Annotated in this window: 4 protein-coding genes; all 4 read right to left on the reverse strand. The window is 44.5% G+C overall.

Translation table 11 applies throughout. From position 1 onward, the window contains the following. Positions 1 to 63 precede the first annotated feature (63 nt). The 4 genes from PT285_RS09785 to PT285_RS09800 all read right to left on the reverse strand — a co-directional run bounded on the left by PT285_RS09785 (position 64) and on the right by PT285_RS09800 (position 26,437). Positions 64 to 12,522 (reverse strand): Rib/alpha-like domain-containing protein, encoded by a 12,459-nt coding sequence (locus tag PT285_RS09785; protein ID WP_277150122.1) that lies wholly within the window; start codon positions 12,520 to 12,522, stop codon positions 64 to 66. Positions 12,523 to 12,549: 27 nt separating this feature from the next. Next, a complete protein-coding gene (locus PT285_RS09790) occupies positions 12,550 to 12,777 on the reverse strand; it encodes a hypothetical protein (protein WP_277150124.1) in 228 nt (75 codons plus the stop codon). Positions 12,778 to 12,904: 127 nt separating this feature from the next. Then, positions 12,905 to 13,108: a hypothetical protein gene (locus PT285_RS09795; protein ID WP_277150125.1), complete on the reverse strand. Its 204-nt coding sequence runs from the start codon at positions 13,106 to 13,108 to the stop codon at positions 12,905 to 12,907. A 330-nt stretch (positions 13,109 to 13,438) separates the two neighbouring features. Continuing rightward, entirely contained in the window at positions 13,439 to 26,437 is a 12,999-nt protein-coding gene (locus PT285_RS09800; RefSeq protein WP_277150128.1) for a Rib/alpha-like domain-containing protein, read from the reverse strand. Between the last annotated feature and the right edge of the window lie 4 nt (positions 26,438 to 26,441).

Below are 26,441 nucleotides of genomic sequence, written 5' to 3' on the forward strand. Positions count from 1 at the left end.
ACTTGAAACGCACAACCCCAGCTAGCCGAAACTAGCTGGGGTTGCTTGTAATTTACAAATTATTTATTTTTTACGTCCAAAATTTCCTTTCCTTACATATTGCTTATTACCAACGATGTAATATTCCTTGTCATTGATCATCACAGTGTCGCCGTAAGTCTTCACCTTTTTGCCCTTCTTCAGCTTCTTCTTTAGACGGTCACCGTCCTGGTCGTACACACAGGCATTGCGCTTAAGTTTACGCTTTTGCGCATCAATATTTTCTGCCGGTAAATAAACGTTGTCATCGACAACATAGTAAGATTCTTTATTAATCGTTGCTTTGCCGTAAGTTTTAATCTGAGAGCCAGCCCGCAGCAGCACCTGATCAAGCTGACTGCCCGTACCGTCATACCGGTAGGAATCATGCATCAAGGTCTTTTCAACTGCCGGGATTGTCTCCGGCTCATTTTGTGCCGGCAGCGGTGTCTTCCATTCTCCTGTTGGCGGGAAATTATTCTTCTTAATGTATTGATTTTTCCCTACTTGGAAATATTGCTTGCCGCGAATTGTTACCGGTTCGCCGTAAACCGTGACCTCCATGCCTCTCGGAAGAACATGCTTATCTTTTAGTTTGCCATTGCGTTTATAAATATAAGCATTATGGATCAGCTTCACCTTGGTGCCTGTGACGTTGCTTGACGGGATGTAATCATTGCTATGGCTGATATTAACAGTATTCTCACCATTAATTACCTTACTGCCTTGAGTCGGAACAACTGAACCGCTAGCAATAATCGTACCGTCAGTCTTGCCGCTAGGATCATAAACAGGTGTATCGTGCCCAATCACTACATTATTATTGATTGGCGCAACAATTGTCACCCCTACACCAACAGAAGCAGCTGACCCGTCTGGATAAGAAACATTAACAAAACCGTTAAACTTAGAACCAACAGGTGCCGAGGTATTCGGCAGACTGGAAGTATCCCAGCGATAAGTTGTTCCTGCCGGCAGCGAGCTGCTATTGCTAATGCCGCGGGCAGCATAACTCGTGTCTGAAGCTAAGTCCGTATACTGCGGAACTGAAATACTACCGCCGATTGCCGGATTCTTGTCCGCCATCGAACTGCTGCTTGGCTTGCTAGTAACATTAATTGATACTGGGACATTCTTTTCTGAAGTGCCATCACCATAAGTAAGGCGAACAGTCTCTGAATGAATACCAGGCGTGCTTGTGTCTGGTGGATTGCCCCAAGTGCAGCCAATTACCTTAATTAATTCACTGTAATTGCTGATTGCACGCTGGGCATCGGCTGAACTTAAGCTAGCACCTTGATAAGTATTAATAGTGCCGCCTACTGGGATTATTACTTGCAGCGGAACAGAGACAATCTGCGTTCCACCGTCACGGTAAGTAACAGCAATATTAACATACCCATCTGCATTAGTACTATTAGTCCCTGACCATTGATAAACAAACGGACCGTAGTTTTGCACTAATCCTAGATCAAGACAGCTTAAAACAGCGGGGTCAACGCTGCTGTCAATTACTGTATCAGGAGCAAGCGGCCGGCCCTGATTGACCTTCACACTGCTTCCCGACGGCTTGACACCGACAACATTAATCACCACCGGTCGAACTGTGCTGAGACCACCAACCGTAATCTTAGCTTGCCCAAGCGCTTGTTTACGACCGTTAATTAAGCCCGTGCTGGACACATCCGGGGGCGTCAGCCACTGCGTAGTGAAATTACCACCAGAACTCACCGTTACATTATCTTGCAGCAGCTCGTCCAGCATGCTTTCGGCACCAACGTGGGTCGTCATGTCATTAATCTGAATATCACCGGTACTGCCGCCCAATTTGTTAACGTGCAGTTTGACACGCACCGCCTGCATGGTTCCGTCATTGTAATGGACAACAACATAAGCGGGCCGGGTATCATTAGCATTTTCATCCCCAACAGCTATGTTAGGTAAATCATTACTGCTGCCATCTTTAGACCAAGTTGTATCAACTACTTGCCCAGAAATAGCACTAGGAATCGTCACCGCATCCGTAATTTTACCTTGGGTAAAACCTGCAGGATTACCTTGATCTACATTTGTAGTATTTCCTGTAGCTACGGCACCATATACCTTAAGCCGTACATTCGTATAAGCTATTGAGCCGTCGGTATAGCTGATCTTGACTTGATAATCCTTTGCATTGAGACCTGTAGAATTCAGACCTGCTGCCGTTAAATCAGGCTGAGTAACCCAACTAAGGGTATAATCAACACCATTGACCAAATATGCGCCGATAGAGCCGATAGTAACTGCATCTTTTAATTTGCGATCAAGATCAGTCGCTCTGGCACCAACGTGGGTCTCAATTGCACTAGACGTAACCTTCCCTTCATTTTCTTGCGCTTGGTTTTGGACATTCAAGTCCACTCTAATGACTTGTTTAGTTTGATCACCATAATCAACTATTAAATAAGCTTCAGAATTTTCAGGAACAGCGAGTGTCGCTGACCCATTATCAGTCGCATTTGCTGCCCAGCGATAACTTACCGGATAACCATAGCTAACTAACCCGTTTAATTTGCTGTAACTGCCGTAAGTTAATACCTCACTAACTTTACTGCGATTCAATTGTCCACCACGCTTCACCCCAAGAGCTGTTCCCTTACTTTGGGCGCCGATTACTCTCACGTTAACATTTCTAGTCACAGTCAAGGCAGGACTAGTAAAGACAACATTAATATCGAAGTTATTTGATTTTTCACCAGTGTCATCCAGACCATTCGCCGTTACGTTTGGGCCGGTGCCTGACCAGCTTGCACTATAACCTGTCATACCTGGAGCATGCACGGCCGCTGCCAGGGCAGCATTGATATCGGCATTAACGTGGGTAACGATCGGATCAACATATATTCGATCACTATTTTGCTCCGCTTCACCTTTAACGTGCAGCCTAAACCGGATAATCTGAACATCATTGTCATCTGTTCCATATTTTATTTTTAAATATATCGGGGTCGTGTCACCAATATTATCAGCATGATCTGTGTCCGGTACATTTCCCGTACCATCAGCATTCTTACACCAAGAATAGGTGGCAGTAGTGTAAGTAGAAAAGATGGCATTAGTACTTGCCGCCGTTAATTGATCAAACGCCAGAGGCAAGGCAGCATTTTGGTTAACGGTAATTAAATCCTGATTATCACCTTCTCCCTTCATGACACCGCCAACAAGGTTGACTTTGACAGGAAGCATGGTACTTTCAGAATCATCTTCATAAACCGCAACAATTTTACCGTCTAAGTAATTCCCTACCAAGCCATTGGTAATTTTGGGGGCAGAAGGTGGCGTATCCCAGCGCAAACTTTTAATTTTATCACTTGGTTTAGCCACACCGGTAATCCTGACCATACGATCAATTCCCGCTTTATCGGTAAAATCAAATGTACTAATGACCGTCCCCTGACCCTTGACATGCAGGGTGATCGGGCTTAGAGCTGAAATCTTCCCATTGTATTTATCGGCCATCCTTTCCGGCTGCAGGAGAACTGGAATCGCTTGGATCCCGGTATCACCATAGTCAATTACCACATATGCCGTGAACGCAGAAGTCGCTGTCAAATCCGGTGTGTCGCTCCCATCCGGATTTTTGGCCCAGCGATAACTGGCTGAACTATAAGCAGCAGCAATTGCATCACGACTGGCCGGGGTTAATGCCGCCTTGGCAGCAGACTCTGTTAGGGCAGGGCCATCAATAGTGTAAGCAGTAGCATTGCCAGTAGCAACACCGCCGATAACATCAACCGCTACTTCAAGATCTTGATCAGCAGCTCCATCACTAAATTTTACAGTAATGGTCCCGCTCTGGGTCGTATTTGCCTGAGTCAAGAGTGGCCGGATTTTCCAAGTAGCTCCTCCGCTGATCTTTGTCACAGAACCCTCATAATCGGTTTCATCAGCTAAAAAACTGGCCGGATTCCCTAACTCGCCTTGATCGGCATATGTGCCAGTGACCGCATGCATCTTAATGTGAGCCTTCTGTTTCACTTTATGAACGATCACCGGAGCGGAGGCGGGCTCAACTGTCAGGTCCACCGCGACTGCTTGCTTAGTTCCATCTTTATAGTTAACCATGACATAAATGGTCCTGGTGCCTAAAGTCGTGACATCTGGCGCGCCGCTCCCAGTCGGGGTTGCCGCCCAGGCATAATCAGTAACAGAAGCATTAATCACGTTATAACTAGGTAATGTCAACCCTGTTGTAGCTGCACCTAATGACATACCTGCAGTGGTTGTCACCCCGCCGCTAACACCTTGGCCGCCAATAACATTGATTGGAACATCTACATAAGCTACTGAATTATCAGAGAACTTAACTTGTGCCTGACCAGTTACCTGCTTTCTCCCAGCTTCTAAGCCGGTAGCAGATATATCCGGGCTAGTTTTCCAACTAACTTCATATTTATTTGGCTCTAGGCCCGTAACCGTCACTTGCCCGGACAAAGCCCGATCAATATTGGCACCAACATGCGTATTAATAGTATTGGCCACAATACTACCGCCATATTTATCGCTAAGGCCCGTAACCGTTAGCTTGACCGCAACTGTTTGGCTGGTACCGTCAGTATATTTCACCTTCACGTAAACAGAACTATCAGTCGTAGCCGCACTAGTAGTTACCGTGCCGGAACCATCTTCATTTTTGCACCACGTATAATTATCAATTGCGCTGCTAACGAAAGAATTAATTGCCGTTAGGCTATCATCCAGCAAAGCCGTTTGTGCCTTATTAGCGGCATTTACGCTTGGCGCAGCCAGGTCGGTGCCGACTGTCACCGTTGCCCCCGAGCTATTAGCCACAGCACCGACTACCTTCACGGTCACTTCTTTAGTTGCCGTCGTATGGTCGTTAAACATAAGTAAAACTGTCCCAGAAACGGTCTTGGTGCCTGTGCCTAAATCATTCTTGGAAAGGTCGGGCTTCGATTGCCAGCTTACCGTATATTTACTTGCATCCAGGTCGTCAACCGTCACCACGTCACCCAGCAGTAAACTATCAGCCTGCGCATTCACATGTGTCGTAATTGGCTTCACGTTGATCTTATTTGCGTACTGGTCACTCAAACCTTTAATTGTTAATACAACTTTAACCGCTTGTTTAGTACCATCAGTATAACCAACTATCACGTACGCTGAGCCCCGGTCAACAGCAGTACCAGTATCCACAGTACCCGAGCCGTCACTATTCTTGGCCCAGGTATAGCTGTTAGCTAGTGCAGCAATGTTCTCCTTGCTGCCGTCAGTCAGAGCCTGCTTAGCCGTTTCCGCGGTTAAATTGTCATTGAGGTTAATACTAGTGCCTTCCTGACTGGCCTTGGCCCCGACAACCTTTACCTCCACATTATCAGTTGTGATGCTAGAGCCATCACTAAAGCTAACTAAAACTTTGCCTACAGCCGTCTTTTTGCCATCAATTCCTAAATCAGTATCAGAAAGGTCTGGCCCCGTTTGCCAGCTTGCACTGTAAGTTGCTCCACTTTGCGGAAAATCAGCCACGGTTACCTTGCCCGTTAAGAGAGCGGCGGCATTGGCGTTGACATGCGTCGCAAGGGGGCCGGCGATATTAACCTTGCCCGCAAATTGATCGGCTAGGCTCCTAACATGCAGCTTAACTTTGACCGCTTGCTTGGTCTCATCATTATATTTAATTACCACATAGGCAGAGTCATTATCCCCAGGGTGACTGGTATCAATAGAACCCGTGCCATCGCTATTCTTGGCCCACGCATAACTAGTAACCAAATCTTTAATTTTATCTACACTTGTATTGGTTAAAGCCGCCTTTGCATCCCCTTCAGACAATGAAGCATTCAAGTCAACAGCAATACCTTCCGTGGCGGCATAACCACCAATCACATTGACATTAACCGTCTTGGTTGCAGTTGTTCCATCATCTGTAAAAGTAATCAGGGCCGTACCGGTTACAGTCTTAAATCCCGACGTTGATAGGCCGGTTCCAGTTACATCCGGCAGAGTCTGCCAACTAACAGAATATTTATCATCAGCAAGACCAGCGACTGTCACCTTACCTGTCAGCAGTCCATTGACGGCGACACCAACGTGCGTATTAATCGCAGCAGCCGTGATTGCACTGCCGTATTGGTCACTCATGCCTCTAACGTGCAGTTTAACTTTAACCACTTGCTGAGTATGGTCTTTATATTTGATTACAACGTAAGCAGAGTCATTATCACCCGGATGGCTGGTATCAACATTGCCCGTGCCGTCACTGTTCCTAACCCAAGAATAAGCTGTTACCTCTGAGCTGATTGTGACTAAACTCTCACCTGTCAAAGCCGCCTTTGCTTCATCTTCTCCTGGAGCTGAATTCAAACTAACGGTAGTTTTGGTGTCCCGTGCCTTACCACCGATCACATTGACATTAACCGTCTTAGTTGCGGTCGTATGGTCAGAAAAAGTGATTAAGACCGTACCAGTTACATCCTTTTTGCCCGCTAGCGATAAACCGGTATCATTTATATCCGGCGGAGTCTGCCAGCTGACAGTATATTTATTATCAGCAAGACCAGTAACTGTCACCTTATCCACAAGCAGGCCATTCATGTCGGCACCAACGTGCGTATTAATTGGCGCAACACTAATCTTATCCGTGTATTGCTCACTCATGCTCTTAATATATAAATTGACTTTAACTGCCTGTTTAATACCGTCAGTATATTCAATTAACACGTAAGCAGAGTTATTAGCACCTGGGGTGCTGGTATCAACGCTGCCTGTGCCGTTAGCAGCTGCACACCAGGAATAACTTGTCGCCTTTAAGCCGATCGCAGCCACACTTTCTGGTGTCAGAGCCGCTTTAGCATCATCTGATGTCAAAGCCGCATTCACGTCAACGGTAATTCCGGCTGGAAGCGGTTGACCACCTACGACCGTTCCAGAGACCGTCTGCTCGGCACTGCTACTGCCATCATGATAATTAATTATTGCCGTGCCGCTGATTGACTTAGTACCATTAGCTAAATAATAAGCACCAAAATCGGGTGTATCACTAGGTTTCCAAATAACGGTGTAATCACGATCAGTACCATAAGTCAAACCAGTGACGCTAATTGCATTTTTAAGCACTTGAGTAGGATTTACACCAACATGCGTATCAATTGGAGTAACCGTAACCTTATTTGCGTATTGCTCACTCATGCTCTTAACGTGCAGCTTAACCTTGACTGTCTGGATAGTTCCATCCAAATAATGAATTACCACGTAAGCAGAATTATTATCACCGAAGTGGTTGACATCCACCGGCCCTGAGCCATCGACATTTTTCGCCCAAGTATATGCATTTGGAGCAACTAACGTACTGATTTTGCTCTTGCTTTGATCCGTTAACGCCAGCGCCGCATCATCTGCAGTCGGCGCTTCACCCAAATTAACCACGGTGCCTTCCATGTTGGCTTGACCACCAACAACATCAACCGTAAAACTTATCAGATCACTAGTAGTACCATCACTATAAGTGACTTTAGCTGTACAATTAGCAGTAGGTTTAGCACCATTAATTAAACCTGTTTCTGTTATGTCCGGTGCGCTCTGCCAGCTAACCGTATAGCCTGTACCATACTCCAATCCGACAACCCGTGTCGCATCTTTCAGCACCCTGTTAATATTGGCACCAACGTGCGTGCTAATATTAGAAATAGTTGTCTGGTCCTTGTACTGATCCTTCATTGTGGAAACGGTGACTGTCAGCTCAACATATTGCTTCGTTCCGTCGGAATACCCGACCCGCAGTGCAATATCGTGCACACCGGGAGTAAAATCGGCATCTTGCAACAGATTATGACTAGTCTTATCAACCCAGCTATAGTCATTGTCAGTTACACCAAATTCCTGCAAATCATTCGGATTATCAACCATATCTTTGGCTTTCGGGATTGCCCCCTTGAAAAATGTCCGATTTTCTTTTAATTTTGCACCCACAATGTCAACATTGACGGTAATAGCTTCACTCTCTGAATCATCCTGATAAACGAGCTTAATCTTCCCGCTTTGGGTCTGACCTGAATGCACACTGGTACTGATCGGGGTATTAGCGGGATTGGCCCAAATAATCTTTTTAACAACCTGACTGGAATCAGCCACGCCTTGAATGTTAATTAAGGTTTTGATCCGGTCTGCAGCAGTAAAATCTTTGATATTTGCCGGCGCCTGCGGTGCATCATCGGAAGCATGCATCTTAAAGTGATTAGGAACCGTAATTTTCCCGGCAAACTGTTCTTGGTAATTTTTAACACGATAAGTAACCGGGACCGCCTGCTTATTACTGTCGCCATAATTAATTACTACATAAGCAACGTGGTCCTGACCATCTGCCGTGCTGATATCCGGCAGGTCGCTGCCGATACCATCCTTAGACCAACTATAAGTTGCGCTAGGATACGCAGCGGTAATATTTGCCACACTAGTATTGGTTAGGGCAGTTTTTGCTGTTTCCGGTGTGAATGTGGCAGCTGGGGTTGTGCCCAAATTAATCGGAAGCACCTGCTGGATAGCTTCACCGCCAACAACCGTAATCGTGACGTCCTGTGTCACTTGTGAATTATCGGTATTAAAGAAAATCGTTGCCTTGCCCGTAACTGTTTTTTTACCGCCACTCAGATCGGCGATGGTAACGTCTGGCCGCGTCTTCCAGCTAACCGTGTAATCACCTGCTGAAAAATCATCAATCGTTGTGGCACTGGCAAGCTGGTCATCAAGTAAGTTGGCACTGGCGTTAACATGCGACGTAACTGCGCCAAAATGAATCTTGCCTTCAGCTTGCGCCTGCTCGGCCGCGCCGCGCACATGCAGGTTAACCGCAACTACCTGCTGCTGTCTGCCATTGCCAAAATTAATTACCACGTAAGCGGTGTGGTGCTGACCAACCATGTCACTGCTGTTAACATCTGGGGCCCCGCTACCAGCAGCATTGCCGGCCCACGAATAGGTAACATTACTTGGATAATACTGGTTAATCCGATCAACACTGGCCTGTGTTAAAGCCGCTTTTGCCTGAACAGCGGTTAATGCCGCGCCGCGATTAATCACTGTGTCTTTATCATTGCTTTGACCACCAACAACGTTAATTTCTACATCTTCTTCGGCAATAGAATCATCAGAAAAAGTTATCTTAGCCTTCCCTGTCTGCTTCATGATCCCGTCAATCAAGCCGTTTTGGTTAACATCCGGATAGTTCGACCACTGAACTGTATAATCGGGAGTCGGCCCACTTGAAATAAGTGAACCAATCGATACTGCAGCATTTAAAGAAGCATTTAATTCAGCTTGACTGGCATTAACGTGAGAATTAATTTGCGCGATAGTAATATTACCTTGATATTTTTCCGCGTTACCGCGCACATGCAGGTAGACTTTGACAATTTGTTTAGTGTGGTCACCATAATTGATCACTACGTAGGCAGCGTGATGCTCGCCGATACTATCAACCAGAGTAGAATCAATTACACCCATTCCATCACTATTTGCTGCCCAGCTGTATGAAATTGCGCCTGGATAGACAGCCTCAATCTTAGCTACACTAGCAGGAGTCAGAGCTGCTTTAGCAGTCTCAGCAGTTAAATAGCCTGCATTACCGCGATCTAAGGTAGTATCAGTTCCACTACTTATTCCGCCAATAACATTAACTTTGATTGCTACCGGATCGCTAATTGAATCGTCTTTATAATGCAATTTGATCTGTGCATCTTGAGCATCGCCAATTGCGGTCGGCACCTTGAACCATTCAATTTGTTTGACCACGGTACTTGGCGTAATGGGGGCACCTGAATGTGTTATCGTAACTAAATTATCAATTTCACTAGGACTGGTAAATTCTGTCGGAGTATTGATAACGAAATCATCAACCGTGTCTGGCTCACGCAGGTGTGCCGTCACTGTTTTCGCTTGATTAAATGTAATAGTACTGCCATTCATGCTATATGGATTAACAATCAGCGACACTTTAACCAGCTGCCGTCCAGTGTCATGACCCTCATTATTCACATAATGAACCATGATAGCAACATTATGGCTGCCGGAAGCCTGGACATCATCACTGGTTAATGGCTGATAGTCGCCGTGCTCATCCGGATCTCTACGTACCCATTCGTAATGCAGCTTCCAATTAGCAGCTGCTGTTTCTGCCGCATCCTTATTATCACTATCAAAGAAAGAAATTGCATCCTTAGCTTGTTCTTCTGTTGGAACCACACCCGAACCAGTTGTTGCACGATAATTGGATTTCGGTCTTGCTTCAATAACTCCTACCTTAATTGGAACATCATCATAGGTACCATCATCGTAGATAACCCTGATCACGGCATTACCCAACTGATTAGAGGTCGGCCCAACAATGGAATCATTTAGCGCACCGCTAGCTACTCCCTTAATAATCCCGTCATCCGTTAAATTACCGGATTTATCCATCGCCTTATTTTTAAGCCAAGAAATATCAGTAACAGTATGATTGTTTTGTAAATTACTAATTGATTCTGGAACCTCATCACGGCTGTTCCAAGCCTTAAGATACTTTGCAGCTGAGCCCAGTTCAGTCTGATCCTTGTGTGCTACTATATCAGCAGCACTCAGATCCAACATACCGGCTTTGGACATTTCGGCACCGTATAGATCTGAACCTAAGGAAAATGAAGGAATTCCTGTGCCGTTTTTATTTTGGTTAGCCGTGTCCATGACAGCAGCTAACGTATCCTTATCACTAACACTGCCATCGATACTTGTGTAATTAGAGCTGGCCTTGCCTTTACTTGGAATTTGACTGTAAGGGGTGTTATTGTCCAACAATTCTAAGTCAAAGTTTATCTTATCACCAAGCAAATGAAGCGGGCTGCTACTACCATCTCCTGCCCGGTTAAACATCCACTTGTATGTACCATCACTTAAGCCAAGCTTATGGCCATCAATGTCTAAAACGCCAAAAGAAAAAGTATCGCGGTCATTATCCGATGTAAAACTGATTGCTTTAGGCTGAGAAGCAACCAGACTCTTTAATGTGTTAATGTGAGTACCAGTATTGCCGTGTAAATTAATCTTTAAAGAACCGCCTTCAGCAACTTTGAAATATACACCAGAGTTGCCTTGGGTAATATTACCCTTAGTCATATTGTAAGTAATAGAGGCATTCTTACCAACGTCGATACCATTATAATGATCTGAATTTGGATCGTTACCAATTGACATTCCAGTGGTATTAACAACCACTTCAGCCCCATCATCAATTGTTAAATGATGAGTAGTATCACCTTCATAAAACAAATAGATACTATTATCTTTATCGTTAGTAAAAATATCCCTCCCCTTCAACTCAATATCAAGTGCTCCGTGGTAAGAACTATAATATGCCTGAAAAGATGCATTGGTACCAGTAACATCTTCTAAAATGATTTTATTGGTACAAATCGTCGGACGTGTTTTATCTGTACCAGTTAGCAGCAAGTTTTTCAAAGTTATACTACTCTTACCATAGTACGAATGATAAGCCGCAAGTTGTCTGACAGAAAGCAAATGACCATTGCCTTCAATTACTACCTGTCGATTATTACCCAGATTAATATCGCTTAAGCTTGTTAAATCTTCTTGAAGAGAGACAATGCTAACTTTACTATTGCTTAATGCTGTAGTGAAGTCATTCCACGTTCTGACTTCAACCTTGTGGGCAGCCGAGTTTTTTGCATCCAAGTCGGTCTTTGCAGCAGTTAATTGTTCTTCAGTCACTGCCGCATTATTAGCATTGTAGGTGTCTAACAAATTTTGTGCTGTCGTCAGGCTTGTCTCAAAGTCGGCCTTCGTTGCTGCCGCTACTAACCGATAAACATTTTGGCCTTTCCAGTCATTAGCATTATTAATCGAAGTCTGCAAAGCTGCCGCTGCCGAAGCCGCATCCTGCGGCCCAACCACCGGCTTTTGCTTGGCTTTTTGCTGCTCCTCATCATCTTTATTGATATCTTCATCAGGCTTAGGATCACTATTAGCAGCCTGCTGCTCATCTTGACCAGAACTCGCCGCAGATGGCGCAGTTTCACCGTGTTCCTGCTGCCCTGTGTCGGCCGCAGAACTTGGTGTGGAATCCGAACTTGAGCTTGAACTGGACGATTCCGTGCCCGCTGAGCTGGTGCTTCCTTCACTACTTGCGGTTTCTTCTCCCGAACGCAAAAACATGGTCAACCCCGAAAATGTGGACAGTTGCGGTTTGACCGTTTTTTGTTGTTTAGCCTGCGCACCCTGGTCGGTACTGGTATCTTTTTTGTCGGCGGCAGTTTGAGCGGCCTGGGCCGTTTTTGCCTCATCTGTACCTGCATCAGTTGTTTCAGCCTGCGCCTTCTGGCCGTTTAAGCCCACAAAACTGAAGCCCAGCAAAACTGATGCTGCACCAACAGCTAATTTCCTAATGGAAAAGCGTTCTTTTTTATTTTGGCCCTCTAACCTGCGTAAGCGTTCGTTATAATTATTTCTTCCTAACATGCGTCTTCCTCTTTTCTAAAATAATTTTTATTGGTTATCCGCCGTATCACACAGCAAAATCTGAGCGATTTTTTCTTGTAAACGGCGGTTCTCTAAGTTCGGTGTTTCCTGCTCAAACAATTTGATCATTCCCTCAGTTTGATTGGTCAGTTCCGTGATGCCCAATTTCGTAATTGCAGTTAAACTGAACAAAATCTCTATGGGACCGAAGCGGTGAAAATTTAATCTTCGGAAACATCTTGCATAACTTTTCATTTAATATCGCACCGGTAAATTCATTTTCATCACATACCAGCACCCCCCCTGGTATGTCCACTGCTTCTTTCGCTTGACGACCACAAGCATTGCGTCAAAATAATGATCCAAACCGGCAACTGTTTTATTAGAAAACTTGGCCTTCAAATGGTGCTCCAGAACTGGATTGGGTAATCGGTTCCAGGTTTTGCTTACGTAAACGTTCATTAATAATTGTCAGCGTATAATTTGTTTGCTGCTTAAATAAGCCTAATTCATGACTAAGTGATCGAATATTCATGTCCGGTCTTTCTAATAATAGAGAGATAAATTTATATATTCTTGTATTCATCAAAACCTCCCTTAGTTATCATTTTATTATAGTTTGTTATTTTTTAAACCTCTTTTGATGTTAAAAATTATTCACTATTCTCACAAGTCAAATAATTTTTGTAATGAGCAAGATTATTTAAATATCAAATTATTAATTACAGATTATTATTAAACAACAGCACAGACGCTTTAATCTAAATAAATATTTGCAAAAATTTGAGCGTAAAAACAGCTTGATCACTTCTGCCTGGTCAAACTGAAAAATCCGCTAGAACTTGAAGGTTCTAACGGATTTTTTACTTTTAGTATCTGTTTTTTCTCAGACACTTGTTTGTGATTTACAAATTATTTATTTTTTACGTCCAAAATTTCCTTTCCTTACATATTGCTTATTACCAATGATGTAATATTCCTTATCATTGATCATCACGGTATCGCCGTAAGTTTTAACTTTTTTGCCCTTCTTCAGCTTCTTCTTTAGACGGTCACCATCCTGGTCGTACACACAGGCATTGCGCTTAAGTTTACGCTTCTTGGCATCAATATTTTCTGCCGGTAAATAAACGTTGTCATCAACAACATAGTAAGATTCTTTATTAATCGTTGCTTTGCCGTAAGTCTTAATCTGAGAACCAGCCCGCAGCAGCACCTGATCAAGCTGACTGCCCGTACCGTCATACCGGTAGGAATCATGCATCAGGGTCTTTTCAACTGCCGGGATTGTCTCCGGCTCATTTTGTGCCGGCAGCGGTGTCTTCCATTCTCCTGTTGGCGGGAAATTATTCTTCTTAATGTATTGATTTTTCCCTACTTGGAAATATTGCTTGCCGCGAATTGTTACCGGTTCGCCGTAAACCGTGACCTCCATGCCCCTCGGAAGAACATGCTTATCTTTTAGTTTGCCATTGCGTTTATAAATATAAGCATTATGGATCAGCTTCACCTTGGTGCCTGTGACGTTGCTTGACGGAATGTAATCATTGCTATGGCTGATATTAACAGTGTTCTCACCATTAATTACCTTACTGCCTTGAGTCGGAACAACTGAACCGCTAGCAATAATCGTACCGTCAGTCTTGCCGCTAGGATCATAAACAGGTGTATCGTGCCCAATCACTACATTATTATTGATTGGCGCAACAATTGTCACCCCTACACCAACAGAAGCAGCTGACCCGTCTGGATAAGAAACATTAACAAAACCGTTAAACTTAGAACCAACAGGTGCCGAAGTATTCGGCAGGCTGGAAGTGTCCCAACGGTAGGTCGCTCCTACCAGCGAGCTGCTATTGCTGATGCCGCGGGCAGCGTAACTCGTGTCTGAAGCTAAGTCCGTATACTGCGGAACTGAAATACTACCGCCGATTGCTGGATTCTTGTCCGCCATCGAATTGCTGCTTGGCCTGCTAGTAATATTAACTAATACTGAAACATTTCCTTCAGGGGTGCTGTCACCAAAGGTAAGGTGAACAGTTTCCGAATGAGTACCAAGGGTGCTTGTGTCTGGTGTCTTGGCCCAAGTGCAGCCAGTCGCCTTGATTAAGTCACCATAATTACTGATTGCACGCTGGGCATCAGCTGAACTTAGGCTAGCTCCTTGATAAGTTTCAATGGTACCGCCGATTGGGATTATTACTTGCAGTGGAACAGAGACAATTTGCGTTCCACCATCATTGAAGTTAACAACAATTGGGGCCGTACCATTTGCCGTTGTATCAATACCACCGCTCCAAGTATAAATTGGGGTGAAACTTTGAATTGAACTAGTATTGAGACAACCTTCAATCTCTGAACTATCCACAATTGTGCCAGAACTTAAGACCCGCTTCTGGTTGACCTTAATTGCATTACCAGTCGCCTGGGCGCCCACAACATTAACTGTTACCAGGCGGGTAATGTGCGTGGTACCGTTAATCGTAATCTCAGCGGTCCCCGTTACCTGCTTACGCCCGTTGATTAAGCCAGTATCGGTTACGTTCGGAAGGGTTTGCCAGTGAGCCGTATGAGACGTAACAGAACTAGGCAGCTTTATATTATCATCAAGTAACTGTTCAAGTTGCGGAGCGGAAGTGCCCACGTGCGCCGTAATGTCCTTAACTTGAACATCACTGCCATCACCGTTAACCACTTTATTAACATGCAGTTTAACCCGAACCGCCTGCTTAGTACCGTCAAGATAGGAAACTATGACATAAGCCGGACGGGTGGCATTTTCATCCCCATCACCAACGGCAATGTTTGGCAATTCGCTACTCTCGCCATCTTTTGACCAGCTATAACCAGCAACTAGCGAAGTAATAGCGTTAACGGAATCATTTGTTAAGGCAGCTTTGGCATTTTGATCAGTAAAGGCAGCGATGTTACCTTGATCAACCGCAAACGGATTAGTATTAGCCACAGCACCTTTAACCGTAACACCAACACTCACAAATTTATCAATATTTTCATCATTATAATGAACCTTAACCTGATAGTTTTGTACTTTTTTACCTGAAGAATCCAATCCATCTGCACTTAAATCTGGAGGCGTAACCCAACTAACAGTATAGTCACTACCATTATTTAGGCCGGGGACGGTAACTGCAGCGGCTAACTTATTATCGATATCCGGCGCATTAACATGCGTCGTAATCGATGATGCCGTAATTGCCGCCTGTTCTACATACAGATTAACCGCAACAGCCTGAGTGGCATCACCATAATTAATGATTAAGTAAACAGGATGACTATTATTTGTGGTAGCCGGAGAAGTACCAGCAGCTGAATCAGACCAGCTATAAGTAACGCTATGGTTAGGCAGATTAGTTAAATCTCTAAGGCTGTCCGAGGTCAGTACGGCAGCTACATGTGTAGTATTATTTAATTGGACCCCGCGATTAACACGTAATGGTTGACCATTGCTCTGACCACCAACAACGGAGACCGGTACTGTCACAGAAATAGGCGAAGAAGAACCAGTAAAGGTAACATTAACGGCATAATCTTTAACCTCTCTAGCAGCAGTCACATTAGGTTCACCAGCTCCCCAAGCGAGTTGATAATCTCCATAATTTAGTCCAGGAACACTAATTGCAGCAGCCAAATCCGTTGCTAATTCCGAACTTGACGCATGGACGTGGGTCTTAATTGAAGAAACATGAATACTATCCTTATTCTGCTCGGCTATTCCTTTGATATGTAGATTAAACTGAACAATTTGCACATCATTATCATTTGCTGCATATTTAATTACCAAATAAATCGGTTTGTTTGTGCCCGGCTCATCGTAATTAGTGGTATCAGGAGCTGCAATACTGCCATCTATCTTCGTGCTCCAAGAATAAGTAGCATTAGGATATCTTGCACTAATTGCATTATAGCTGTCCAGTGTCAGTTGGTCTCTACCCGCTGGCATCGTGTCTCGCTGGTTAACATTGACCACATTAACGCCTTTACGTCCGCCGATTAAGTTAATCTTAGCTGTAAACTCCTTGCTCTTCGAAGTATCATTATAGACTGCGACAAATTTCCCTGTTATATCGTGAGGCGTGCCATTATTAATCTCATTTCCAGTATTAATCGGCTGACTTGTCCATTCCAAATGATTGATGACACTGCTTGGACTTATCCCCGGAATTGTAATTACGCTATTAATAAAAGCTGGATCCTTAAACGCAATTTGACTAGCAACATCATTGCTAAGCCCTTTAGCATGGAGGGTAAGCGTATCAGCAGCAGTGATTTGACCGTCATATTGATTCGCATCGGTCTTCGGGTGAATGGCAACCGGAATAATCTGTTTACCTTTGCCGTCGCCATAATCAATCACAATATAGGCAGTGTGTTCATCCAGACTAGTCGTATCTGGGACACCAGAACCATCCGATTCCTTCGCCCAAGAATAGCTAGCTCGACCGCCATAATTCTCATTAATTAAATCACGACTTTCTTGTGTCAGCACACCTCTAGTATCATCTACGGTTAATGCTCTGCCAATTGTGTAATTAACCTTGTTGCCATTGGCAACACCGCCGATAACGTCAACTTTAACAGCCAATTCTTGTTCTGCTGCGCCATCGTTAAATGTAATTTTAATTCTCCCATTAGGTGCAGTTGCGGTTGTTTGGGTTGGCACGTTTAAACTAGGCCGATTAATCCAAGAAACACCGCTGATATGGGATAATGCATCATCAGAACCGGTATTAGCTAAGTAACCATCGTAATTACCAAGCTCGCCTTGATTTTCATATTCACCTGTTACTGCGTGCATCTTAATGTTGTTAGTTTGCTTAACCGCGTGACTAGCGGCCGGAAGTGCGGCCGGTTTAACCGTCAGTTTTACTGGCACAGCCTGCTTGGTACTATCATTATAGGCAATTATGACGTAAATAGTGCGACTGCCAAGAGTGGTAATATCAGGACTACCGCTACCGTCAATAGTTGCGGCCCACTTATAAACATCATGACTGTCCAAAAATGACGCAATCTGATTTCGACTAGTAAGAGACACACCTGTTTCAGCTAAACCTAATTCCGTCCCTGCATTCAATGTGATGTCTTCACCGGGCTGACCGCCGACTACTTGAGCGTTAACTATCTCTGTAGTTGTGGTATTATCACCAAATGTCACTAATGCCGTTCCTGTAACATTCTTAACACCGTTAACTAAACCAGTAGCACTAAGATCAGGCGGTGTTTGCCAGCTGACTTTATACTGACCAGCCCCATTGCCTTCTGTTAAACCTGGCACCGTCACTTTGCCTCTGAGCGCATCACCAGCAACAGCGTTAACGTGGGTGCTAATGTTACTTACTGCAATATTAGTATATTGCTCATTCATCCCTTTAACAGTTAATTTAACTTTAACTATCTGTGTAGTATTATCAGAATATTTAACCTTGACGTAAGCAGAGTCGTTATTTCCAGGATGACTAGTATCGACCGTTCCTGAACCATCACGAGATGAACACCAAGAATAATTAGAAACCAACGAGTGAATCTTATCCAGGCTGGCAGCTGTCAAGGCTTCTTGCGCATTAGCACTAGTTAGAGTGGTACGCAAAGGAACTGTCACACCTGTTGCAGAAGCCATTGCACCAACAACATTGACCGTAACAGACTGATCATCACTAATACTGCCGTCGCTGAACCTAACAACGGCTTTCCCATCAGTGATAGTCTTTGCGCCGTTAGTCAAACCAGTTTCAGAAATATCAGGAGCTGGGTTTTTCCATGTCACAGTATAATCTCTACCGCCTGTCAAACCTGTTATTGTTGTTGCAGCTGTTAATGCGGCATTGATATCCGCACCAACATGCGTATTAATTTGCGCAATGCGGATACTGTTTCCGTATTGGTCTTTCATACCATTAATATGCAGCTTGACCTTAACACTTTGCGTGGTGTTATCAGAATAATGAATTACCACATAAGCAGAGTTATTATCACCAGATTGACTGGTATCTACTGCTCCTGAGCCATCAAAACGTTTCGCCCAAGAATAACTAGTGACATTGTCTTTGATTTTACCCAAACTTTCCGTAGTCAGAGCAGTTTTCGCATTTTCCTCAGTTAAGGATGCGTTGAGTGCAACCGTAACGCCTTCAGCGCTTGCCTGCCCGCCAACGACATTAACCGTAACATTCTTATCATCGCTTCTGCTGCCATCACGATAAGTAATTATTGCTGTACTTGTGACAACTTTGGAACCACCAGGTAGGCCATCCTCAGGTGCGGTAATATCTGGAGCGGTCGTCTTCCATGCCACTGTATAATCAGCGCCGCTTGTCAAACCTGTTATTGTTGTTGCATTCGTTAATGCAGCATTGATGTCTGCACCAACATGCGTATTAATAGTCGCAATATTAGTTTTATCTGCATATTGCTCACTTAGTCCCTTAACGTGCAACTTGGCCTTAACAGTCTGCGTAGTCCCATCAGAATAATGAATTACTACATAAGCAGATGGATTATCTCCACCATGACTGGTATCAACCGTGCCTGAACCGTCAGAAACTCTTGCCCAAGAATAACTAGTGGCTTTGCTGCCGATTTTACCTAAACTTTGCAGAGTCAAAGCAGCTTTCGCATTTTGTTCAGTTGGAACTTCGTTTAAATCAACTGTGACACCTGATGAATTAGCTTCTCCACCGACAACATTAACTGTAACGTCTTTACCATCACTTGTACTGCCATCACGATAAGTGATTTTTGCTGTGCCCGTGACAACTTTAGCACCACCAGGTAGGCCATCCTCAGGTGCAGTAATATCCGGAGCAGGAGTTTCCCAAGCCACCCGATAATCAGTGCCGCTTGTCAAGCCATTTATTGTTGTTGCAGCTGTTAATGCAGCATCGATATCCGCGCCGACATGCGTGTCGACTGGCGTAATACTAATTTTATCTGCATATTGCTCACTTAGCCCTTTAACGTGCAGCTTAACCTTAACATTCTGCGTGGTGCTATCAGAATAATGGATCACCACATAAGCAGAGTCATTATCTCCAGGATGACTGGTATCAACTGCGCCTGAGCCGTCTGGGTTTCTTCCCCAAGTAAAACTAGTGGCTTGGCTGCTGATTTTGCCTAAACTTTTTGCAGTTAAAGCAGCTTTCGCATTTTCCTCAGATAATTCAGCATTAAGATCAACCGTAATGCCTCCAGTATTGGCCTGGCCGCCGATAACATTAACCGTAACATCCTTATCAGCACTGATACTGCCATCACGGTAAGTAATTATTGCTGTGCCTGTGACAGTTTTGGCACCATCAGTCAAGCCGGCTTCAGTAATATCTGGGGCAGATGTTTTCCACGTCACCCGATAATCAGTATCGCTTGTCAAGCCAGTTACTGTTGTTGCAGCTGCTAACGCCGCATTGATATCTGCACCGACATGCGTGTTGATTGAAGCAATACTAATTTTATCCGCGTATTGTTCATTTAGCGCCCTGACGTGCAGCTTAACCTTAACATTCTGCGTGGTGCCATCAGAATAATGAATTACCACATAAGCAACGTCATTATCTCCAGGATGACTGGTATCAACCACGCCCGAACCGTCTGGATTCTTGGCCCAAGTATAACTAGAAGCTTGGCTGCCGATTTTACCTAAACTTTTCGCAGTTAAAGCATCTTTGGCATTTTGCTCAGATAATTCAGCATTGAGATCAACCGTAATACCTCCGGTATTGGCCTGACCGCCGACAACATTAACTGTAACGCCTTTATCAGCACTGATACTGCCATCACGATAAGTAATTATTGCTGTGCCCGTGACAATTTTGGCACCATCAGTTAAGTCGGCTTCAGTAATATCTGGAGCAGATGTTTTCCACGTTACCCGATAATCAGTGCCGCTTGTCAAGCCAGTTACTGTTATTGCGGGTGCTAGCGCCGCATTGATATCTGCGCCGACGTGCGTGTTAATTGCATTAACAGTAATTTTATCTGCATACATGTCGCTCATGCCAATAATATGCAGATTGACCTTAACACTCTGCGTAGTCCCATCAGAATAATGAATTACTACATAAGCAGAATCATTATTCCCAGATTGACTGGTATCAACGTCTCCCGTGCCATTACTATTCCTAGCCCAGGAGTAACTAGCTGCCTGTGAGCTAACTGCGTTCAGACTTTCCCGCGATAAAGCCGACTTGGCATCATTTTCTGTCAAAACTGCACCGACGCCGACAGTAACCCCGGCTTGATTAGCTTGCCCACCAACGACCGTAACACTGACAGTCTTATCAGCACTGACACTGCCATCACGATAGGTAATTATCGCTGTACCGCTAATTGTCTTGGTACCGTTAACTAAATAATTTGCACTAATATCAGGCGTATCAGAAGGCTTCCAAGAAACAGTGTAATCAGAGCCATAAGTTAAGCCGGTAACACTTGTTGCTTCTTTAAGCGCTTTGTTAAGATCAGCACCAACGTGTGTATTAATCGAACTGATACTACTTACATCTGAATATTGTTCACTCAAGCCTTTGACATGCAGCTTGACATGAACTTTCTGGGTGGTCCCATCAGAATAGTGAATTACTACATAAGCAGAATTATTGTCTCCCGGATGCGCGGTATCAACCGTACCCGAACCATCTGAATTTCTGGTCCAAGTATAACTATCAACCAATGTACCAATTTTAGCTAAACTATCTGCCGTTAACGCTGCTTTGGCATCATTTTCTGTTGGCGCAGCATTCAAGTCAACTACGACACCTTCCATGTTGGCCTGGCCGCCTACTACTTTAACCGTAACGTCCTTATCATCACTGACACTGCCGTCACGATAAGTAATGTAGGCTTTGCAGCCAGCACAGTCCTTACTGCCATCAACTAAATCTGCATCCGTGATATCTGGCGCAGTCCGCCAGCTAACCGTATAGTCCGTGCCGGGAGTTAGGTCCGTAACGCTTGTTACATCCTTAAGCACCTGGTTAATACTTGCACCAACATGCGTTGTGATCTTGGAAATACTTATTTTATCTTTATATTGCTCCTTCATGGTGGAAACAGTAACTGTCAGTTTGACGTATTGCGTCGTTCCATCAGGATACTCAACCCGCAGTGCAATATCATGTGCGCCGGGAGTAAAATCGGTATCTTGCAGCAGCGTGTGTGTATCCGGGTTAACCCAACTATAGTCATTGTCGGTTACACCAAATCCCTGCAAATCCTGCGGATTATCAACCATATCCTTGGCTTTCGGGATTATCCCCGTGAAGAATGTCCGGTTTCCTTTTAATTTGGCACCCACAATATCAACATTAACGCTGATAGCATCACTCTCTGAATCATCTAGATAAACAAGTTTAATCTTGCCGCTTTGAGTTTGACCTGCCTGACCGCTGGTGCTGACCGGGGTGTCGGCAGCATCAGCCCAAATGATCCTTTTAATGACCTTACTTGAGTCGGCTACATCCTGAATCTTAATCAAAGTTTTAATCCGGTCTGCATCAGTAAAATCTTTGATATTTGCCGGCGGCTGCGGTGCATCATCAGAAGCGTGCATCTTAAAGTGATCGGCAACTGTGATCTTTCCGGCAAATTGCTCTTGGTAACCTTTAACGTGATAAGAAACCTGAATCGCCTGCTTGGTGCTGTCGCCAAAGTCAATAATTATATAGGCGGTGTGGTTTACGCCTGCAGCATCCGCTGTGCTGATATTCGGCAAACTGCTGCCAAACTCATCCTTAGACCAGCTATAAGTTGCCCCAGGATAACTTGCAGCAACATTAGTCACACTGGTATTGGTTAAGGCGGCTTTCGCCGTATCTTGCGTAAATGCAACATCCGCAGCTGTGCCCCAATTAATTGGAACTACTTGCTGGACAGCTTCACCACCAACAACATTAACCACAATATCTTCTGTGACTTGGGAATGATCCGCATTAAAGAAGATAGTGGCTTGCCCCGTTGACTGCTTTTTGCCGCCAACCAGATTGGCAGTGGTTACTTCCGGCCGGTGAGACCAACTGACCGTGTAATCACTTGTGGTATAACCGTCGACTGATAAAGCACTCTTTAACTGATCGTCAAGGGTGTTGGCACTGGCATTAACGTGTGTTGTAATTGACTGATATTTAATCTTGCCTTCAGCTTCCGCCTGCTCGGCTTTGCCGCGCACGTGCAGGTTAACCGCAACTGCCTGCTTCTGCCCGCCGTTGCCAAAATCAATCATCACATAAGCGGTATGGTGCTGGCCAACTATATCGCTGCTGTTAACATCTGGATTCCCGCTGCCATCAGCGTTACCAGCCCATGAATAGGTAACATTATGCGGATAATACTGATTAATACGGTCAATACTGTCTTGTGTCAAAGCTGCTTGCGCTTGGGCAGCAGTCAATTCTGCGCCCCGGTTAATTACCGTATCTTTATTGTTGCTTTGACCACCAACAACATTGATTTCAACGTCTTTTTCAGCAACAGAACCGTCAGAAAAAGTAAATTGGGCTTTCCCTGTCTGCTTCATGATACCGGCAATTAAACCGCCTTGGTTAACCTTAGGGTAGTCAGTCCAGCTAGTAGTAAAGTCCGTTCCCGGTGTAAGTGTGCCGACAGTTGTGGCACTTGCTAAAGAATCATTCAGCTCAGAGTTACCGGCATTAACATGGGAAGTAATGGTTGCGACACTGATGTTAGAGAAATACTTTTCGGCATTGCCGCGCACATGCAGGTAAACTTGAACAAATTGTTTGGTGCCATCACCGTATTCAATCACCACGTAAGCCGGACTATGACTGCCGATATTATCGATGTGATTAACATCAATATTACCTGTCCCCTGTTTATTTGCCGCCCAGCTGTAAGAAATCTTGTCTGGATAGGCAGCTTCAATCGTGCTGACACTGGCAGGGGTCAGGGCAGCTTTAGCACTTTCTGCGGTCAGATCACCGGCATTGCCGCGATCAAGAGCCGTATCAACTCCTGTGCTGATCCCGCCAACCAGATTAATCTTGATTGCCAACGGTTCGCTATACGAATCATCCTTATAATGCAGTCTAACTTGTGCGTTTTGACGATCGCCAATTCCGCTCGGCACACTGAACCATTCAATGTCCCTAACCACATCACTCGGTGTAACGGGCGTGCCGCTAGGCGTTTTAATTGTAATTAAATCATCAATCTTGCTGGCAGTAGTAAAATCACTAGGGGTGTTAACTGCAAAGCCATCAACGCTCGCCGGTTCACGCAGGTGAACCGTAAGCGGTCTTGTAGTATCAGCTATAATCGTATTACCATTCATACTGTACGGATTGACAATCAACGGCAATTTAATCAACTGCTGCCCGTCATCTTGTCCCGCATTATTCAGATAATGAGCTATGATGGCAACGTTATGACTACCAGAAGCCTGAACATCATCACTAGTTAACGGTGTATAGTTGCCATGTTCATCCGGATCCGCGTGGACCCATTCATAATTCATGTGCCAATTAGTAGAAACCGTAGTTTCCGCATCATCACCGTTACTATCAAGGAAGGAAAGCGCGTCTTCAGCTTGGCTGGAAGTTGGAACAACACCGGAAGCAGTTGTTGCCCGGTAGCCAAACTTGGCCTTTGCTTCAACAACCGTCACCTTAATCGGAACATCATCATAAGTGTCGTCATCGTATTTAACCCTAATCACGGTATTGCCCAGATCGCCAGGAGTCGGGCCGACCATGGAATCATTCAGAACCCCGCCATCTGCGGTTTTAATAATCCCATTGTCAGTTAAATTACCAGCTGGATCCATCGCCTTGTTAGGAAGCCAAGAAATATCAGTAATGATATGGTTGTTCTGCAAATTACTAATTGATTCTGGAACCCCATCACGATCGTTATTAGCTTGAAGATACTTCACGGCTGAGCCAAGTGCGACCTGACCTTTGTGTGCTGCTATCCCATCAGCCCACATATTCAAAACACCGGCCCTAGACATTGAGCCACCATATAGATCTGGCCCTAATAAAAAGGAAGGCAGACCTGTTCCGCCTTTATTTTGATTAGCTGTGAGCATGTCAGCAGCTAAAGTGTCCGCATCGCTGGCTGTGCCGTTAACACTTGTATAATTGGCACTCGCTTTACCTTTTTTGGGAATATCACTAATAGGGGTTTGATTATCCATCAATGCCATATTAAAGCTGGTTTTATTGCCAAGTAAATCAAGTGGCCGCGCACTAGTGTCACCTGCACGGTCAAACATCCACTTGTGCGTACCATCGCTCAGGCCGAGCCTCTCACCATCAATATTTAACGTGCCAAAAGAAAAAGTATCGCCGGGATTATCCGATGTCAGCTGAACTGCTTTAGGCTTAGAAGCAATCAGGCTCAATATTTTGTTGTTGGTAGTACCAGTATTACCATGTAAATTAATCTTTAAGGAACCGCCTTCGGCAACGTTAAAATACAGGCCATTATCACCTTGGATAATATTACCCTGAGTTAAATTATAAGTAATAGAGGCATTCTTACCAACATCAATTCCATTATAATGAGCCTTACTAAGCGACATTCCAGTGGCATTTACATTCACCTTAGCTCCATCTTCAACTATTAAATGATAATCAGGACCTGCTTGATTGAATAAATAGAGACTATCAGCCGCATTATTAATAAAAGAATCGGTTCCCTTTAATTTGATATTATTATAGCCAGAAGAGCCAGCTATATTAAAAGAGGCATTTTGACCAGTAACATTTTCCAAAGTAATGTCATTAGATGTGACTGTAGCTTCTGAAGATTCTGATTTTTTGGTACCCACTACCATAAGATTTCTTAAAACAAGTCCATTACTGCCAAGCCATCCTTTATTTGAAAAGCTTGATACTGAAAGTGTATAGCCATTGCCTTCAATTACAGTGGTTAATCCACCCCAAGTTCCACCAGCAAACGACAAATCGTTCAAACCCCTTATATCATTTTTTAGCGATATAGTCTGAAGACCTTTAGTAGTACTCTTTGCTGCTAAAGTAAGTTCATTCCATGTACTAACTTCAAAACTGCGAGTAGCCGCATTTTTTGTATCCAAATCAGTTTTGGCACTAGTCAACTGTTCATCGGTCACTGAAGCATGATTGGCATTGTACGTGTTGAGCAAATTTTGCGCACTAATCAGGCTCGCCTCAAAGGCTGGCTTCGGTCCTGCCACTGCTAGTGCGTAAGCATCACTATTTTTAAAGCTGTTTGCATTATTAATCGAATCCTGCAAATCTGCTGCTGCTGAAGCTTGCGGTCCGACCACCGGTTTTTCCTTGGCCTTTTGCTGTTCATCATCCTTAATAATGTCTTCATCAGGCTTTGGGTCACTATTAGCAGCCTGCTGCTCATCTTGCCCGCTACTCGATGCAGCTGATGCAGTTGTATCGTGTCCCTGCTCATCAGTAGCTGCTGAACTAGGTGCAGAACTGGAGCTAGATGTTGAACTCGAACTGGCATTAGAACTTGAACTAGACGTTGAACTCGAACTGGAACTGGCATTGGACGACTCCGTTCCAGTCGAGCTGGTGCTGCCGCTGTCACTTGCTGGTTCTTCTTCCGAACGCAAGAATGCCGTCAATCCCGCAAAAGTCGACAGCTGCGGTTTTCTGGCAGGCTTTTGCTGCTTAACCTGATCGTTTTGGGCAGCATTAGACGCCACCTCACCAGCATCCTTCTTGCCATCAGCAACAGTCTGGGCACTCTGCTCCGTCTTCGCCGCATCCTCATTAGGATCCGTTGTCTCGGCCTGCGCTTTCTGACTGCTTAAGCCCATAAAGCTGAAGCCCAGCAACACCGAGGCCGCACCCACGGTTAATTTTCTAATAGAGAACCGCTCTTTTTTATTCTGGCCTTCTAACTTGCGTAAACGTTCGTTAAAATTATTTCTTCCTAACATTTGT

This window comes from Lactobacillus sp. ESL0791, assembly GCF_029433255.1.
Classification (GTDB): Bacteria; Bacillota; Bacilli; order Lactobacillales; family Lactobacillaceae; genus Lactobacillus.

What these genes read in the sequence shown, in the direction of transcription:
- PT285_RS09785 (WP_277150122.1), bottom strand. Translation starts at nt 12,522, where the DNA reads ATGTTAGGAAGAAATAATTATAACGAACGCTTACGCAGGTTAGAGGGC.
- PT285_RS09790 (WP_277150124.1), bottom strand. Translation starts at nt 12,777, where the DNA reads ATGAAAAGTTATGCAAGATGTTTCCGAAGATTAAATTTTCACCGCTTC.
- PT285_RS09795 (WP_277150125.1), bottom strand. Translation starts at nt 13,108, where the DNA reads ATGAATACAAGAATATATAAATTTATCTCTCTATTATTAGAAAGACCG.
- PT285_RS09800 (WP_277150128.1), bottom strand. Translation starts at nt 26,437, where the DNA reads ATGTTAGGAAGAAATAATTTTAACGAACGTTTACGCAAGTTAGAAGGC.